Annotated in this window: 12 protein-coding genes; 10 read left to right on the forward strand and 2 right to left on the reverse strand. The window is 44.1% G+C overall.

What is annotated here, in order from left to right; translation table 11 throughout:
* The first annotated feature begins 62 nt into the window (after window positions 1-62).
* On the forward strand, window positions 63-2090 hold the full coding sequence (ptsG, locus tag ACFVAD_RS18290; RefSeq protein ID WP_386643342.1) for a glucose-specific PTS transporter subunit IIBC: 2028 nt from the start codon (window positions 63-65) through the stop codon (window positions 2088-2090).
* A 70-nt stretch (window positions 2091-2160) separates the two neighbouring features.
* Here the strand turns inward: ptsG and ACFVAD_RS18295 are convergent, their stop codons facing one another.
* Window positions 2161-2448 carry a DUF5316 domain-containing protein gene (locus ACFVAD_RS18295; protein WP_386643344.1) on the reverse strand — a complete coding sequence of 96 codons (288 nt, stop codon included), beginning with the start codon at window positions 2446-2448 and terminating at the stop codon, window positions 2161-2163.
* Window positions 2449-2704: 256 nt separating this feature from the next.
* On the opposite strand from ACFVAD_RS18295, the gene ACFVAD_RS18300 reads away from it, so the two are divergent.
* From ACFVAD_RS18300 to ACFVAD_RS18325, 6 genes are all read left to right on the forward strand, one after another.
* Window positions 2705-3523: an MBL fold metallo-hydrolase gene (locus ACFVAD_RS18300; RefSeq protein WP_386643347.1), complete on the forward strand. Its 819-nt coding sequence runs from the start codon at window positions 2705-2707 to the stop codon at window positions 3521-3523.
* Window positions 3524-4081: 558 nt separating this feature from the next.
* Complete coding sequence (locus ACFVAD_RS18305; protein ID WP_386643533.1) at window positions 4082-6028, forward strand: bifunctional 2',3'-cyclic-nucleotide 2'-phosphodiesterase/3'-nucleotidase; 1947 nt, start codon at window positions 4082-4084, stop codon at window positions 6026-6028.
* Window positions 6029-6162: 134 nt separating this feature from the next.
* Window positions 6163-6864: a PIG-L deacetylase family protein gene (locus ACFVAD_RS18310; protein WP_386643350.1), complete on the forward strand. Its 702-nt coding sequence runs from the start codon at window positions 6163-6165 to the stop codon at window positions 6862-6864.
* A 16-nt stretch (window positions 6865-6880) separates the two neighbouring features.
* The gene (locus ACFVAD_RS18315) at window positions 6881-7834 is read left to right on the forward strand and encodes a GNAT family N-acetyltransferase (RefSeq protein WP_386643536.1); all 954 of its coding nucleotides are present in this window, start codon (window positions 6881-6883) and stop codon (window positions 7832-7834) included.
* Window positions 7835-7904: 70 nt separating this feature from the next.
* Complete coding sequence (locus ACFVAD_RS18320; RefSeq protein ID WP_386643353.1) at window positions 7905-8609, forward strand: gamma-glutamyl-gamma-aminobutyrate hydrolase family protein; 705 nt, start codon at window positions 7905-7907, stop codon at window positions 8607-8609.
* Window positions 8610-8632: 23 nt separating this feature from the next.
* The gene (locus tag ACFVAD_RS18325) at window positions 8633-9583 is read left to right on the forward strand and encodes a dipeptidase (protein ID WP_386643355.1); all 951 of its coding nucleotides are present in this window, start codon (window positions 8633-8635) and stop codon (window positions 9581-9583) included.
* On the opposite strand, the gene ACFVAD_RS18330 is transcribed toward ACFVAD_RS18325, so the two are convergent.
* Window positions 9560-9934 carry a DUF3899 domain-containing protein gene (locus tag ACFVAD_RS18330; RefSeq protein ID WP_386643358.1) on the reverse strand — a complete coding sequence of 125 codons (375 nt, stop codon included), beginning with the start codon at window positions 9932-9934 and terminating at the stop codon, window positions 9560-9562. The genes ACFVAD_RS18325 and ACFVAD_RS18330 overlap by 24 nt on opposite strands.
* Window positions 9935-10077: 143 nt before the next feature.
* Between ACFVAD_RS18330 and ACFVAD_RS18335 the strand changes: the two genes are divergently transcribed.
* The 3 genes from ACFVAD_RS18335 to opp3C all read left to right on the forward strand — a co-directional run bounded on the left by ACFVAD_RS18335 (window position 10078) and on the right by opp3C (window position 13873).
* Window positions 10078-11730 (forward strand): peptide ABC transporter substrate-binding protein, encoded by a 1653-nt coding sequence (locus ACFVAD_RS18335; RefSeq protein ID WP_386643361.1) that lies wholly within the window; start codon window positions 10078-10080, stop codon window positions 11728-11730.
* A gap of 140 nt (window positions 11731-11870) precedes the next feature.
* Window positions 11871-12803: an ABC transporter permease gene (locus tag ACFVAD_RS18340; protein WP_386643364.1), complete on the forward strand. Its 933-nt coding sequence runs from the start codon at window positions 11871-11873 to the stop codon at window positions 12801-12803.
* The gene (opp3C, locus tag ACFVAD_RS18345) at window positions 12800-13873 is read left to right on the forward strand and encodes an oligopeptide ABC transporter permease (RefSeq protein WP_386643366.1); all 1074 of its coding nucleotides are present in this window, start codon (window positions 12800-12802) and stop codon (window positions 13871-13873) included. The genes ACFVAD_RS18340 and opp3C overlap by 4 nt, the downstream gene beginning before the upstream one ends.
* Window positions 13874-13882 lie beyond the last annotated feature (9 nt).

The raw sequence follows: 13882 nt of genomic DNA on the forward strand, positions 1-13882 counted from the left end.
GCTTTTTTTATTGTCTGGAACATTTTTGTCATGCATGAAGATACTTAGGAGGAAAAAAAGCTATGTTTAAGAAATCATTCGGTTTGCTGCAGCGAATCGGTCGCGCATTGATGCTTCCGGTTGCTTTGCTGCCAGCTGCGGGGATTCTGCTTGCATTCGGTAATGCGATGCAAAACCCGAACCTTGTCAGCCGTCTTTCTTTTTTAGAGGCGGATGGTATCATTTTGCTTGCAGAAATTATGGAGCAGGCAGGTAGTATCGTATTCTCGAACCTGCCACTATTATTTGCCATCGGGGTGGCCATCGGTCTGGCCAATGGTGATGGTGTTGCCGGACTTGCGGCTATGATCGGGTATCTGATCATGAACGTAACGATGAGTGTTATCTCAGGCGTAACGGCAGACCAGGTTGGAAGCGACCCGGCACTTGCCAATGTACTTGGGATACCAACCCTGCAGACAGGGGTATTCGGCGGTATTATAGCCGGGGTGCTCGGAGCATATATGTACAATAAGTTCTACAATATTGAATTGCCATCTTATTTGGGATTCTTCGCTGGTAAGCGTTTTGTTCCTATCATTACAGCGGCATCCGCATTAGTATTGGGTGTTGTGATGAACTTCATCTGGCCATTTGCACAAGAAGGGCTTAATACGTTCTCTTATTTTATGACAGAATCAAACCGTACGTTGGCTGCCTTTATTTTCGGTGTGATTGAACGTTCCTTGATTCCATTTGGGTTACACCATATTTTCTACTCGCCGTTCTGGTTTGAGTTTGGTTCCTACACAAATGCGGCTGGTGAAATTGTTCGCGGCGATCAGCGCATTTTCATGGAGCAGGTAAAAGATGGAGCTGAACTTACTGCAGGTACCTTCATGACTGGTAAATTCCCGTTCATGATGTTCGGTCTGCCGGCAGCAGCTCTGGCAATCTATCACTGTGCACGTCCTGATCAAAAGAAATATGTTGCAGGAATCATGGGTTCCGCAGCATTAACATCATTTTTGACAGGTATCACAGAACCGCTTGAATTCAGTTTCCTGTTTGTTGCACCAGTTCTATTCGGGATTCACGCAGTTTTTGCGGGACTTTCCTTCATGGTGATGCATATATTGGATGTGAAAATCGGGATGACCTTCTCCGGGGGCGTCATCGACTATATCCTATTCGGTGTTCTGCCAAACCAAACTGCTTGGTGGCTAGTGATTCCAGTTGGATTGGCGTTCTCTGCCATCTACTACTTCGGATTCCGTTTTGCAATCAAGAAGTTCAACCTGATGACTCCCGGTCGTGAGGAAAAAGTGGAAGAATCACAAGAGAATGCAGCAGGCGGTTCCTTGGATCTTCCATATGGCGTACTGAAAGCACTTGGAGGAAAAGAGAACCTGGCAAACCTGGATGCATGTATCACGCGTCTTCGCGTAAGTGTAAGAGACGTGGATCAGGTAGATAAAGAGAAGTTGAAAAAGCTTGGCGCTGCTGGCGTCATGCAGATTGATAAAAACATCCAGGCAATCTTCGGACCTCGTTCTGAAATCATCAAAGGGCAGATCCAGGATATCCTTAGCGGGAAAACTCCTGTGAAGGAAGAAGTGGCAGCCACTATTGAGCCGGTTGCAGTAGCTTCAGCTGATACAGAAATCTTGATGCCGATGAGCGGCAAACTTCTGCCGATCTCTGAAGTGCCTGATAAAGTATTCTCTCAAAAAATGATGGGCGACGGCTTTGCGATTGAACCGACGGAAGGAACTGTTGTATCTCCGGTTGCCGGAACGATCGTAAATCTATTCCCTACAAAGCACGCTATCGGAATTGAAACGCTTGAGGGCAGAGAGGTTCTTGTGCACGTAGGAATCGACACAGTCAACCTGAAAGGTCGCGGCTTTGAAAGCCTGATCGAACAAGGAGACAAAGTGGAGCAGGGACAACCGCTATTGAAAGTAGACTTGAGCATCATCAAAAGCGAAGCAACCTCCACCATCACACCGGTCATCTTCACCAATCTCACTGCTGGCGAAGCAGTCGAAATCAAGGATGGCAAGGTAAGTTTTGGGGAGAAGGGCAGAGTGAAGGTAGTAAAGAATTAAGAAGTGAAAAAATGTAGGGGCCAGACCCTCAAGGAGCTTTTAAGCTGCCTGAGGGTCTGGCCCCTTTTTTCTACACTATGGAGTAGAGTATGATTGCCATAATAAAATTGGGAATTCCCAGAAGAAGCAAACGGAATGTACCGGTAACCCGGGTGTCTCTATCCTCCTTTGTTTCTGTTGCGAAATTGGCCCGCATCCGGTCGCCGCTGAGGAGAGCGCCCGAGGTGATCATGGATAGTCCGAGAAAAAATGCAGCAAGGCCTCCCGGAATAAGATATGCTTGGCCTGACCCCAAAAAGAACCACGACACCAACGCTCCGATAGCAGATAGCCCAACGCCAATATATAGATATTTCATCAACATCGCCCCTTTTTTTCTAACTTACGTTTGAAACGAGTCGCAGGTTTCGTTTTGATACATCGAAAGTCTTACAAAAGTTCGATCCATTTCCGGAAGCAATCGTTTTGCAAACCCCTTATTCTTTTATTAAGGCTATTTTCAGAGAAATTGAAGCTTTTGCGGAAGATAAATTTGTCTCTCTGAGGCTTGGTATCTTGACAACAAGTTCTGCGAAAACGGCTTACATAATTAGAAAATTGAAAAGGCGGGATTTATGATGACGAATTACATTTGTGAAACATGTGGAGTCCAGTATACAGGAATGTCACATCACCCGGATTCCTGTGATATATGTACAGAAGAAAGGCAGTATGTCAGCCCTGATGGACAGTCATGGACTACATTGGAAGAAATGAAAGAAAAGGGATATGAAAATGTGCTCCAAGACGAAGAGGAAGGCTTGTACAGTATAAAAACCTCGCCTGAGTTTGGCATCGGACAGACTGCATACCTTGTGCAACGAGATGGTTTTAACGTCCTTTGGGATTGCATCACTTTTTTAGATGAAGCAACAGTTAGAAAGATAGAAGCACTTGGCGGGATTGATGCCATTGCACTGTCGCATCCGCATTACTATTCAACCCAAGTGGAGTGGGCAGAAACCTTCAATGTGCCGGTCTATATCCATGAGGACGATAGGGAGTGGGTGATGCGTCAGAGTGGACAGATTGTTTTCTGGTCAGGAGAATCTCTGGTATTGGCCCCTGGCATTACGTTGTATCGTTTAGGTGGACATTTCAAGGGGGGAGCGGTGCTTGAGTGGAGGACCGGAAATGAAGACAAAGGGATCTTGCTTACGGGCGATGTCATACAAGTTGTGGCAGATCGCAATTGGGTCAGCTTCATGTACAGCTATCCGAACCTGATACCCCTCCCCGCCGCCTCAGTGGAAAAGATAGCAGCCAAAACGAAAGAATTGAAGTTTGATAGATTGTACAATGCCTTCCATCGTGTGGTGAAGGAGGATGCCCACGGAGCAGTACAGCGGTCCGCAAAAAGATATGTCGACGCCTTGAGCGGAAAAGTGATATAGAAAAGTAGCCTGGCCCCCACCTCCTTTAAGCGATAGGGTCAGGCCGCTTTCAAAGTATTTTAATACCACTAAAAATTAATGGAACATGCATTTCCAGATTTTCATTTTGGTTTTTTTCTTTTTGCATTTTTTTTCACATTTCTTTTCGCATCTTTTTCCGCGTTTCTTTTCGCATTTCTTTTCGAATTTTTTTTTGCATTTCAATATTTCTTCTGCGACGAGATTCTTTTCACCCAATACTCTCCAAACTTTAATCATGCGGCCACTCCTTTCACATTAGCTACTAACAAGCTATTCACTTGGACGAAGATATGTTTGTACATCTTCCTTTAGAAATATCTATTTTTTTGTTATCAGTGCGCTTACAAAAATAATCATTTATTCCTACATTTCCGGGATAATCATTAATTATGGAAATTAATTCGGTTCTATTTGATTATTTTGTAAATAGTAATCTTATCTATAATTAGAAGTGTATGACTATTACACATTCTAAGGAGCTGTTTTACCTTGAAAAAGACTTTTCATAAGCTTGGAAAAAATGTTTTGGCTGGGACGATGGCTTTATCGGTACTGGCTATTCCTGCAATAGGAAGTGCAGTAGATGCTGCACCTAAAGGCCATAAGGACAAGGAGGGGAAGCATGATGTGGAACTGAGAATTTTGGGAACAACGGATATTCACACGCATCTGGTCAACTATGACTATTACAAGGATGCGGAAACGAATGAGTTCGGTCTGGCAAAGACAGCGACATTGATTAAAGAGGCAAGAGAAGAAGCGAAAAATACCTTGTTGTTTGATAATGGGGACCTGATCCAGGGCAACCCGCTTGGTGACTACAAAGCGAAAGTGGACGTGCTCGAGGACGGGGAAATGCATCCAGTTTTTCAAGCGATGGAGCTGTTGGATTATGATGCCGCGACTTTAGGAAATCATGAATTCAACTATGGGATGGACTATTTGGAAGAGGTGCTTGATGATGCACCGTTCCCATATGTAAGTGCCAATGTGTTCAAATATGATGGGGACAACAATCCGAAAAACGATAAAACATACATAAAGCCTTACCATATCATCAAGAAGAAGGTGGTCGATCAAAGAGGGAAGAAAAAGATGCTTCGCGTAGGCGTGATCGGGGTGGTGGCACCGCAAATCACTCAATGGGACAAGGCGCACCTAGAAGGTAAAATCATTACGAAGGATATCGTAAAGTCTGTGGAGGCAAACATACCTAAGATGAAAAAGGATGGTGCGGACCTTATCATCGTTCTTGCCCACTCGGGAATAGGTGATGCGGGGTATGCGGAGATGGAAGAAAATGCGACATATGATCTAACAAAGGTAAAAGGTGTGGATGCGATCATCACTGGACATAGCCATCTCACTTTCCCTGGCGGATTCAAGGATCTGCCGGGTGTTGATAACGAAAAAGGGACCATCAATGGCGTGCCTGTTGTGATGCCTGGTAACTGGGGCAACCAGCTTGGTGTAATGGACCTGACGATTTCCAGGGTGAAAGGTGATTGGAAGGTTAAGGATTCAGTGTCCAGTCTGAAGCCGATCATGGATAAGGATAAGAACAGTTTGGCTGATCCCGATCCTGCTGTGTTGGCTGCGGTAAAAGAAGCGCATGAAGGAACGGTCAACTATGTCCGTCAGGCTGTGGGGACAACAACAGCTGATATCCACAGCTTCTTCGCCCTTGTGCAGGATGATCCATCCATTCAGATTGTAACAAACGCTCAAAAATGGTATATCGAAAAGCAACTGCAGGGAACAGCGGATGAAAATACACCAATCCTGTCTGCAGGTGCACCTTTTAAAGCGGGCGGAAGAAACGGTGCGAGCTACTACACGTATATTCCTGAAGGGGAAATCGCAATCAAAAATGTGTCAGATCTTTATCTGTATCCAAACACAGTTGCTACAGTTAAAGTCACAGGTGCTGACGTATCGGAGTGGCTGGAGATGTCTGCGGGCCAGTTCAAGCAGATCGATCCAAGTGACTCTGGTGTACAGCAGCTGATCAACAATGATTTTCCGACCTACAACTATGATGTCATTGATGGTGTAACGTATGAAATCGACGTAACAGAGCCTGCGAAATACGACAAGGATGGAAAAGTCATCAACGCGGATGCAAACCGTATCAAAAATCTGCAATACAACGGTGCATCGATTGATCCTGCTCAGGAATTTATCGTCGTAACGAATAACTATCGAGCAAGCGGAGCCTTCCCAGGCGTGAGAAATAACACGGGAGTGGAGCTTTATCCAGACGAGAACCGTCAGGCGATCATCGACTATATCCGTGAGCTTGGAACCATCGATCCATCTGCAGACGGCAACTGGACATTCGCACCAGTGGGCGGAGCAGTGGATGTATCATTCAATTCTTCTGTGGATGCTGTAGACTCACTACCGGAAAGTAACGTCATTCGCTATGATGGCGAAAGTGAGAATGGGTTTGGCAGATATGTGATGGAACTGCCAGTGGAATAACGTAATCAACAATGAAGGGGCCTGACCCTCAGCGCTTTAAAGCGCTGAGGGTCAGGCCCCTAGATTTTATTAAAGGACTTTTCTCTTTTACAAGGAATATTTAGTATAACGAAAGAAAAAGGAGAGTGCAGATTATGAATCTAGTCGTTCTAGGTGCACATTGCGGTGACGCTGAAATACAAGCGGGTGCGATTGCGCACAAGTATGCAAAGGCTGGTCATAGGGTGACATTTGTCCATTTGACTGCAGGGGAAAAGGGGAATCCTCCAGGAATTTCGATTGAGGAATACAGGGAGCAGAAAATCAGGGAGTCGGAGAGAGCGGCTGCTGTTCTCGGAGTGGAAACAATCACGCTGGATTACAGGGATGCAGAGCTTACCTTTAATGATGAGATTGTGACACGGGTTGCGACGCTGATGCGCGAGCTGAAGCCGAAAACGGTGATTACCCACTGGGAGAACAGCATTCATCCCGATCACGCCCTGTGTGCGCAGATTGTTCTGGCAGCCCAGTTGAAGACGGGGCTGCCAGGTTTCGATCTCGACGGATTGCCTGCCCATTTTTATAACTATTTTCATAGTGAGAACTGGGAGGACATGGAGGGTTATGTGCCGGATATATTTGTGGATGTGTCGGAGGAGTTTGATACATATCTTAAAGCGCTGTCCCAGTATTGGTTCGTGATGAATTCCAAGTCGTTCCGCTATTATGACTACTACCAGGCACTTTGTACGGTACGAGGCTGTGTGAACCGTACAAAGTATGCGCAGACACTGAAATATCCTACAGGATTAAACGTAAGAAAAGGCCCTGCCATTCCGGGGTTCGATCTATGAGGAGGCGTATATGAAAATGGCAACTTATCGGTATTATCAATCGGGGGACGAAAAACAGATTGTGGAGTTGTGGAACGCAATTCTTGGAAAGGATCCGATTACCTCCAAACGTTTTCGTAATCTTGTGCTGCTTGATGCAAACTTTGATCCGCTCGGCCTTCGTTTGGCTTTTGAAGGTGAAAAGCTTGTCGGCTGTTTGTATGCGGTACAAAGATTGCTGCCGATGTATGGGACTGACCTTGAGCCGGACAATGGCTGGATCCCGTTCTTTTTTGTCGATTCTGATGTGCGGAGAAAAGGAGTGGGGAGGAGACTGATGGAGGATGCGGTCGCTTTTCTGAAAAATGATGGGCGCTCCAATATTTTCTTTTCCTCCTATGCTCCAAATTACATTTTACCTGGAATCGATGAGGAGGCTTATCCGGAAGCATATGATTTCCTGCAGAGTCAAGGATTTGCAAGGCTCTATTCCCCTGTCGCCATGGATAAAAGCTTGCTAGGGTACGAGATTTCCGAGTCTGTAAAAGCATTGAAGCGAAGCAGGCAGGAAGAGGGATACACTTTCACAAAAGCAGAAGATAAGGACCTCTATGAAGTGATTCATTTTGCCAATGAGAAGTTCAATCCGGATTGGGGACGCGCCATCCGCGAGGGGATTCTGCAAGGTCTGCCACTGGATAGGATTCTCGTTGCCCGGGATGGTGGCCGGGTAGTCGGCTTCTGTATGTATGGCGGGTATGAAGGAGTGCCAGATCGGTTTGGACCGTTTGGCGTCGATCCGGATCAGCAGGGGAAAGGGCTTGGGAAGATCCTTCTGGCCGACTGCCTTCGAAGCATGCGAGCGGAAAGTCTTCACACAGCCTGGTTCCTTTGGACGGGCGAGCAGACGACAGCAGGGCATCTTTATAAGAAGAATGGGTTTGAGATTACGAGGAAGTTTCATGTGATGAAAAAGATTATTGGTGTTTGATCCGCAACGTGGGGGCATGCACCTTCCTTAAATGAATAAAATTAATAAAAACGAGGGAAGAGGGTTGATTATGGGGAAAAAACCGATTATTGGAATTACCTCTCACGTGGAGCTGGATTACAAGTATAGTCTTTCAAATGATTATGTTCAATCCATTATCCAGGCAGGTGGAATACCAGTTATTTTACCAATAGGGGTGGATTCTGATGTTGCGCAGCTGGCGGATAAGATCGATGGGCTTGTTTTGGCAGGGGGAGGAGACATTGATCCCATGCTGTTCGGTGAAGAGCCTCATCCTAATTTAGGAATGATTTCACCTGGGAGAGACAGCTTTGAGCTGGCGATTATAGAAAAAATGCTGGCTGCCAATAAGCCGATCCTTGCTGTTTGTCGCGGTATTCAAATCCTGAACATTGCTATTGGAGGAGACATGTATCAGGATATTTATAGTCAAAAGGATGAACCTTTGCTGCAACACTCCCAAAAAGCAACACGTACCCATTTGTCTCATTATGTCATGGCAAATGAAAATAGTTTACTGGGGGATATCGCAGGGCAAGCGAAATTTAAAGTCAATTCCTATCATCATCAAGCTGTTCGACATGTTCCTAAGCCTTTTATCGTATCAGCCCGCTCATCGGATGGTATCATCGAGGCCATTGAAAGTGTGGAGCATTCGTTTGTGTTAGGTGTCCAATGGCACCCGGAGCCATTGGCTGTACATGGTGATAGTATTTCGAAAAATATTTTCAATCGATTTGTCCAAAGTTGTTAATAAAAGTGGAGGGAGAGAAGAAAATGAAAATCATCGATTTGCACTGTGATGCATTATTAAAGTTGTGGGAATCAAAGGGAAAGTTAAACTATTCAAATGCTGAAGAATTGGATACAAATGTAGAGCGCTTGAAAAAAGGGGAAGTATGGGTTCAATGCTATGCCGTATTTGTCTATCCTGAAATGAAAGCGGAACAGAAATTCCAGGCGGCATTGGATCAAATTGATTATTTCTATAAGGAAGTACTTGCGAAGAATCCAGAAATGAAACATATCAAGCAATGGGAAGATATATCCCTGTTAAAAGAAGGCGAAATCGGTGCCGTGCTGACACTTGAGGGAGTGGACGCAATCGGAAACGATCTACATAAACTAAGTATTCTCTATCAATTGGGAGTTCGTTCGGTAGGCCTGACCTGGAATAATGCCAATTTGGCTGCAGATGGTGCAGGTGAACCGCGTGGTGCGGGGTTAACCTTGTTCGGTAAAGAAATTGTCCGGATCAATAATGAGAACCGCGTGCTTACGGATGTTTCCCATTTGTGCGAAAAAGCCTTTTGGGATGTGATGGTGCTTGCTGAATACCCGATCGCGAGCCATTCCAATGCGAGAGCGATCTGTGATCATCCAAGAAACCTATATGACGACCAAGCAAAAGCGATGTTCACAAAAGGTGGAATGGTTCACGTTGTATACTGTCCACCTTTTGTGAAAAAAGATGGGAAGGCAGATCTATCCGATTTGATCCATCATATTGATCATCTTTGTAGTCTTGGTGGAAGTAAACAAGTAGGTCTGGGCTCTGATTTTGATGGAATTAATACGTATGTGAAAGACCTAGAAGACGCCTCCAAGTATCAAAATCTTATAAATGCCCTATTAAAGCATTACTCCGAAGAGATGGTAAAAGGATTTGCCTACCAAAACTTCTTGGACTATTGCTCAAAGATTTCAACTGTTCACAATCAAAATTGACAAAAACAGACTTACGATACAGTAGCCAAAGCCTAAAATAATCATTAGTTTTGAGGGGAAGAAGGATTTTCGGAAGCTGATATTACTCCGTTCTTTCTTTCCTTCAATCTCTGAAATGATCTGTTCTTTTTTACTGATGGAGGCAAAGAATACCTTGCAGCTATGAATGAAGGAGGAGAAAAAGCCTCCTGCCACTACGCACATCAAGCAACCCGTGACTAGTAGGACCAATCCAAGTATGAAAAGAAAGTCGACCCAATTCAATAGATTATATGATTGGTGGAAAAGAGAGATGGCGAAATAAGATAGCGGTAATGAAAGCAGCCAAAACAATATTTTTTTAAATCCCATTTTATAGCTCCTTAGGTCTAGGTATATAATCCTAATATTTATATTATTTAGAAAATTAAGATATCTAGTTGTCCGAAATACCAGAATAAAGTAAACTACTAGATATAGAATAGTATATTCTACAAATTATAAAAAGGGGGAAGATGATGAAACAGAGAGGCCTTTTACCAATTATCCTATTCGTATTGATGCTTTCTACCATTCTTGCAGGCTGTAATTTCGGCTCTTCAAAAGAAACAGGAACGGAAAATGAGAAAGATGGGGAAAAAGCAAGTGCCAGTGAACAGGTGCTGAATATCAGTGCCACTGCTGATATCCCGACCCTTGATTCTACCCAGGCCCATGATGCAATTGCGTTTGATGTTTTGAATAATAACAACGAAGGTTTATATCGACAAGATGAAAACCATCAACCAATACTTGCAATGGCTGAAAAGCATGACGTAAGTGACGACGGAATGGTACATACTTTTACACTACGTGATGCAACTTGGAGTAATGGGGAACTTGTCACTGCACAGGATTTCGAATTTGCATGGAAAAGAGTATTCGAAACAGCAGGCCCATATAACTTTATGTTTGTGACTGCGAGTGTGAAAAATGCGGAAGCGATCATGAATGAAGAAATGGCTGCAGATCAACTGGGCGTTAAGGCGGTTGATGAGAAGACGCTTGAAGTAACACTTGAGAATCCGAACCCTCTGTTTGAAACATTATTGACGTTCCCGACCTTCCTTCCCCAAAACCAGAAATTTGTGGAAGAGCAAGGTGACCAATACGCTTTGGAAGCTGAAAATATCCTATCAAATGGTCCTTTCAAATTAGTGGAGTGGAAACAAGAGCAAAGCTGGAAATTTGAAAAGAATCCAGATTACCATGATGCTGACAGTGTAAAGCTCGATACCATCAATGTTTATGTGGTAAAAGATTCGACAACTGCTGCCAATCTATATGAGAGTAACACGATTGACCGTGTGAAGCTCTCCACCTCGTTTGTAGATCAATACAAGGATAGCGAAGAGTTCAAGATTACAAAGCAGGCGGGAATAGTGTTCCTTCGCTTTAATCATAATCACGAGGCACTGAAAAATAAAAATATCCGAAAAGCGATCAGCATGGCCATTGATCGTCAAGGCTTAACGGATGTTATTTTAAAAGATGGTTCCTCTCCGTTATATGGAGTTGTTCCGGAAGGATTCTATTTCTCACCGGATAAAAAAGATTACCGGGAGTTGAATGGTGATTTTAATACGGGAACTGCTGAGGAAGCACAACAGCTCTTCAAACAAGGACTTGAAGAGGTTGGAGCAGAGGATCTGACAGTTTCGATCAATATTGCCGATTCGGAAGAAATGAAGAAAACTGCAGAGTATCTGCAGGCCCAGCTCCAAGATAATCTGCCAGGCTTTACATTGGAATTGAAGGCTGTCCCATTTGCACAACGCCTCGAAATTGAAAAAGCGGTGGAGTATGATATTTCCTTATCTACGTGGGGACCGGACTACAGTGATCCAATGACATATCTGGATATGTGGGTAAAAGGAAGCTCAGCCAACCGTATGGACTACCATAACCCTGATTTGGATGAACTCGTCAGTAAAGCGAGATTGGAAACGGATCTAAGTGCACGCTATGAAATGCTTCTGGAGATAGAGAGATTGCTGCTTGAAGAAGACGCCGCATTAGTTCCGCTTTATCAGCGTGGTGAAGCAATCCTGCAACGCAGTAAGATCAAAGGTCTTATCAAACATCCAAGTGGTCCTGACTTCACATACAAATGGGCTTACATTGAATAGTCATCCAGTATAGAGCAGGTTCGGGGTAGGGTGTATATTCATATGCATCCTACCCTTTTTTATAGAAGAATTTCAACTCTATTAAGCTCTTATATGATCCTTTCAATCATAAAAGTATGTAAAGAAATGAGTGGTTAAAAATGAAAAGATTTTTCTTCCAAAGAATTATTTATATGCTTATCACACTATTTGTCGTTGTTACTGCCACTTTTTTTCTTGTAAAATTCCTTCCGGGAACACCATACAGTAATCCGGAAAAATTAACAGATCACCAGCTTGCTGTATTGAATGCCAAATATGGACTGGATCAGCCGGTTGCCATCCAGTATATCCGCTATTTAGGGAATCTGGTTCAAGGGGACTTAGGTATGTCCTTTCAATATCAAGGGCGTACAGTAAACAGTATGATCATCGATAGAATCGGACCATCTGCACTTATCGGATTCCAGGCACTGATTTTCGGAACAATAACAGGTTTGATTCTTGGGATTGTTTCCGCATTAAGGCATAATACCATACTGGACTACGGATCAGTAACTGTTGCAGTCCTTGGTATGTCGATTCCTTCCTTCGTCTTTGCGGCATTGCTTCAGTATTACATAGGGGTGAAACTTGGTTGGCTGCCCCCGGCACTCTGGGAGAGCTATGAATACACGCTACTGCCTTCATTGGCTCTATCGGTGACAGTTATTGCGACGGTAGCACGATTTATCAGAAGCGAAATGCTCGAAGTGATCGGTCAGGATTATGTCATAACAGCCAGGGCAAAAGGAATTAGCGAAGCAAGCATCGTTGCAAAACATGTGTTACGTAATGCGCTGATTCCCGTTGTGACCATGCTTGGACCGCTGGCAGTCAGTATCATGACAGGAACACTTGTAATCGAAAAAATCTTTGCAGTTCCCGGGCTGGGAGAACAGTTCACTTTATCTATTCTGGTTCTTGATTACAGTGTCATTATGGGAATCACCTTATTCTATAGCGCTTTATTTATTTTTGTCGTATTCATCGTGGACATTCTATATGGAATCCTTGACCCTCGAATCAGCTTTGGGAAGGGGGAACAAGCATGAAGCTCGAAAGGAATACCAATTCGACCACTCATGTTTCACCTAATAAAAGCTCCATCCAAAGATTAGATGTTGTACCAAAGGAAATAACAGACGACCTGTTCGTCCGGGCGCCTCTTGATCCAAGTAAACAGGAGGAAATTGCCGGACCACCTGTAACCTTCTGGAGAGAAGCGTTTCATAGATTACTAAAAAATAGGGGAGCAATTATTGCCGTCATTCTCCTACTTTTCATTTCTGTTATGGCAATCATAGGTCCATCCTTGAATGAATTTTCCTATAAAGACCAAAATATCGCCCATACGAACCTGCCGCCAAAACTGCCTGGTTTGGAATGGTTAGGTTTTGACGGCAAGGATGTGAATGGTGTCAATCAATATGAAGCGAGAAATATTACGACAAATTATTGGTTCGGCACCGATGAATTTGGACGGGATCTTTGGACAAGGGTGTGGAAAGGGACTCAAATATCCCTCTATATTGCCTTGGTTGCCGCCTTTCTGGATTTAGTGATCGGAGTTTTGTATGGAGGACTATCTGCTTTTTACGGAGGCAGGGTTGATACTGTCATGCAACGGATCATTGAAGTGCTGGTCGGTATCCCGAATCTAATTGTGATCATCCTTTTCATTCTTATATTGGAACCGGGTATCACCTCTATCATTCTTGCAATGGTGATAACTGGCTGGGTTGGGATGGCACGTGTTGTCCGCGGGCAGATCCTTCAGCTTAAAAGCCAGGAATTCGTGCTGGCATCCCGTACGTTAGGGGCTTCAAATGCAAGGTTGATCTGGAAGCATCTATTTCCAAATGTCTTGGGACCGATCATTGTTACCATCATGTTCACCATCCCGACTGCAATCTTCTTTGAAGCGTTTCTAAGCTTTATCGGACTTGGATTGCAGGCCCCGCTTGCCTCCTTAGGAGTGTTGATTGAGGACGGATACAAGGCGATGAGATTCTTTGCATATAAATTATTTTTCCCGGCAATCATCATCTCGGCGATCATGATCTGCTTTAACCTGCTGGGAGATGGACTGAGAGACGCGCTTGATCCAAAAATGAGAAAATAGGGAGGACCA

The organism is Sutcliffiella sp. NPDC057660, from assembly GCF_042800035.1.
GTDB lineage: Bacteria > Bacillota > Bacilli > Bacillales > Bacillaceae_I > Sutcliffiella_A.

What these genes read in the sequence shown, in the direction of transcription:
- opp3C (WP_386643366.1), top strand. Translation starts at nt 12,800, where the DNA reads ATGAAGCTCGAAAGGAATACCAATTCGACCACTCATGTTTCACCTAAT.
- ACFVAD_RS18335 (WP_386643361.1), top strand. Translation starts at nt 10,078, where the DNA reads ATGATGAAACAGAGAGGCCTTTTACCAATTATCCTATTCGTATTGATG.
- ptsG (WP_386643342.1), top strand. Translation starts at nt 63, where the DNA reads ATGTTTAAGAAATCATTCGGTTTGCTGCAGCGAATCGGTCGCGCATTG.
- ACFVAD_RS18305 (WP_386643533.1), top strand. Translation starts at nt 4,082, where the DNA reads ATGGCTTTATCGGTACTGGCTATTCCTGCAATAGGAAGTGCAGTAGAT.
- ACFVAD_RS18315 (WP_386643536.1), top strand. Translation starts at nt 6,881, where the DNA reads ATGGCAACTTATCGGTATTATCAATCGGGGGACGAAAAACAGATTGTG.
- ACFVAD_RS18330 (WP_386643358.1), bottom strand. Translation starts at nt 9,934, where the DNA reads ATGGGATTTAAAAAAATATTGTTTTGGCTGCTTTCATTACCGCTATCT.
- ACFVAD_RS18310 (WP_386643350.1), top strand. Translation starts at nt 6,163, where the DNA reads ATGAATCTAGTCGTTCTAGGTGCACATTGCGGTGACGCTGAAATACAA.
- ACFVAD_RS18320 (WP_386643353.1), top strand. Translation starts at nt 7,905, where the DNA reads ATGGGGAAAAAACCGATTATTGGAATTACCTCTCACGTGGAGCTGGAT.
- ACFVAD_RS18325 (WP_386643355.1), top strand. Translation starts at nt 8,633, where the DNA reads ATGAAAATCATCGATTTGCACTGTGATGCATTATTAAAGTTGTGGGAA.
- ACFVAD_RS18300 (WP_386643347.1), top strand. Translation starts at nt 2,705, where the DNA reads ATGATGACGAATTACATTTGTGAAACATGTGGAGTCCAGTATACAGGA.
- ACFVAD_RS18295 (WP_386643344.1), bottom strand. Translation starts at nt 2,448, where the DNA reads ATGAAATATCTATATATTGGCGTTGGGCTATCTGCTATCGGAGCGTTG.
- ACFVAD_RS18340 (WP_386643364.1), top strand. Translation starts at nt 11,871, where the DNA reads ATGAAAAGATTTTTCTTCCAAAGAATTATTTATATGCTTATCACACTA.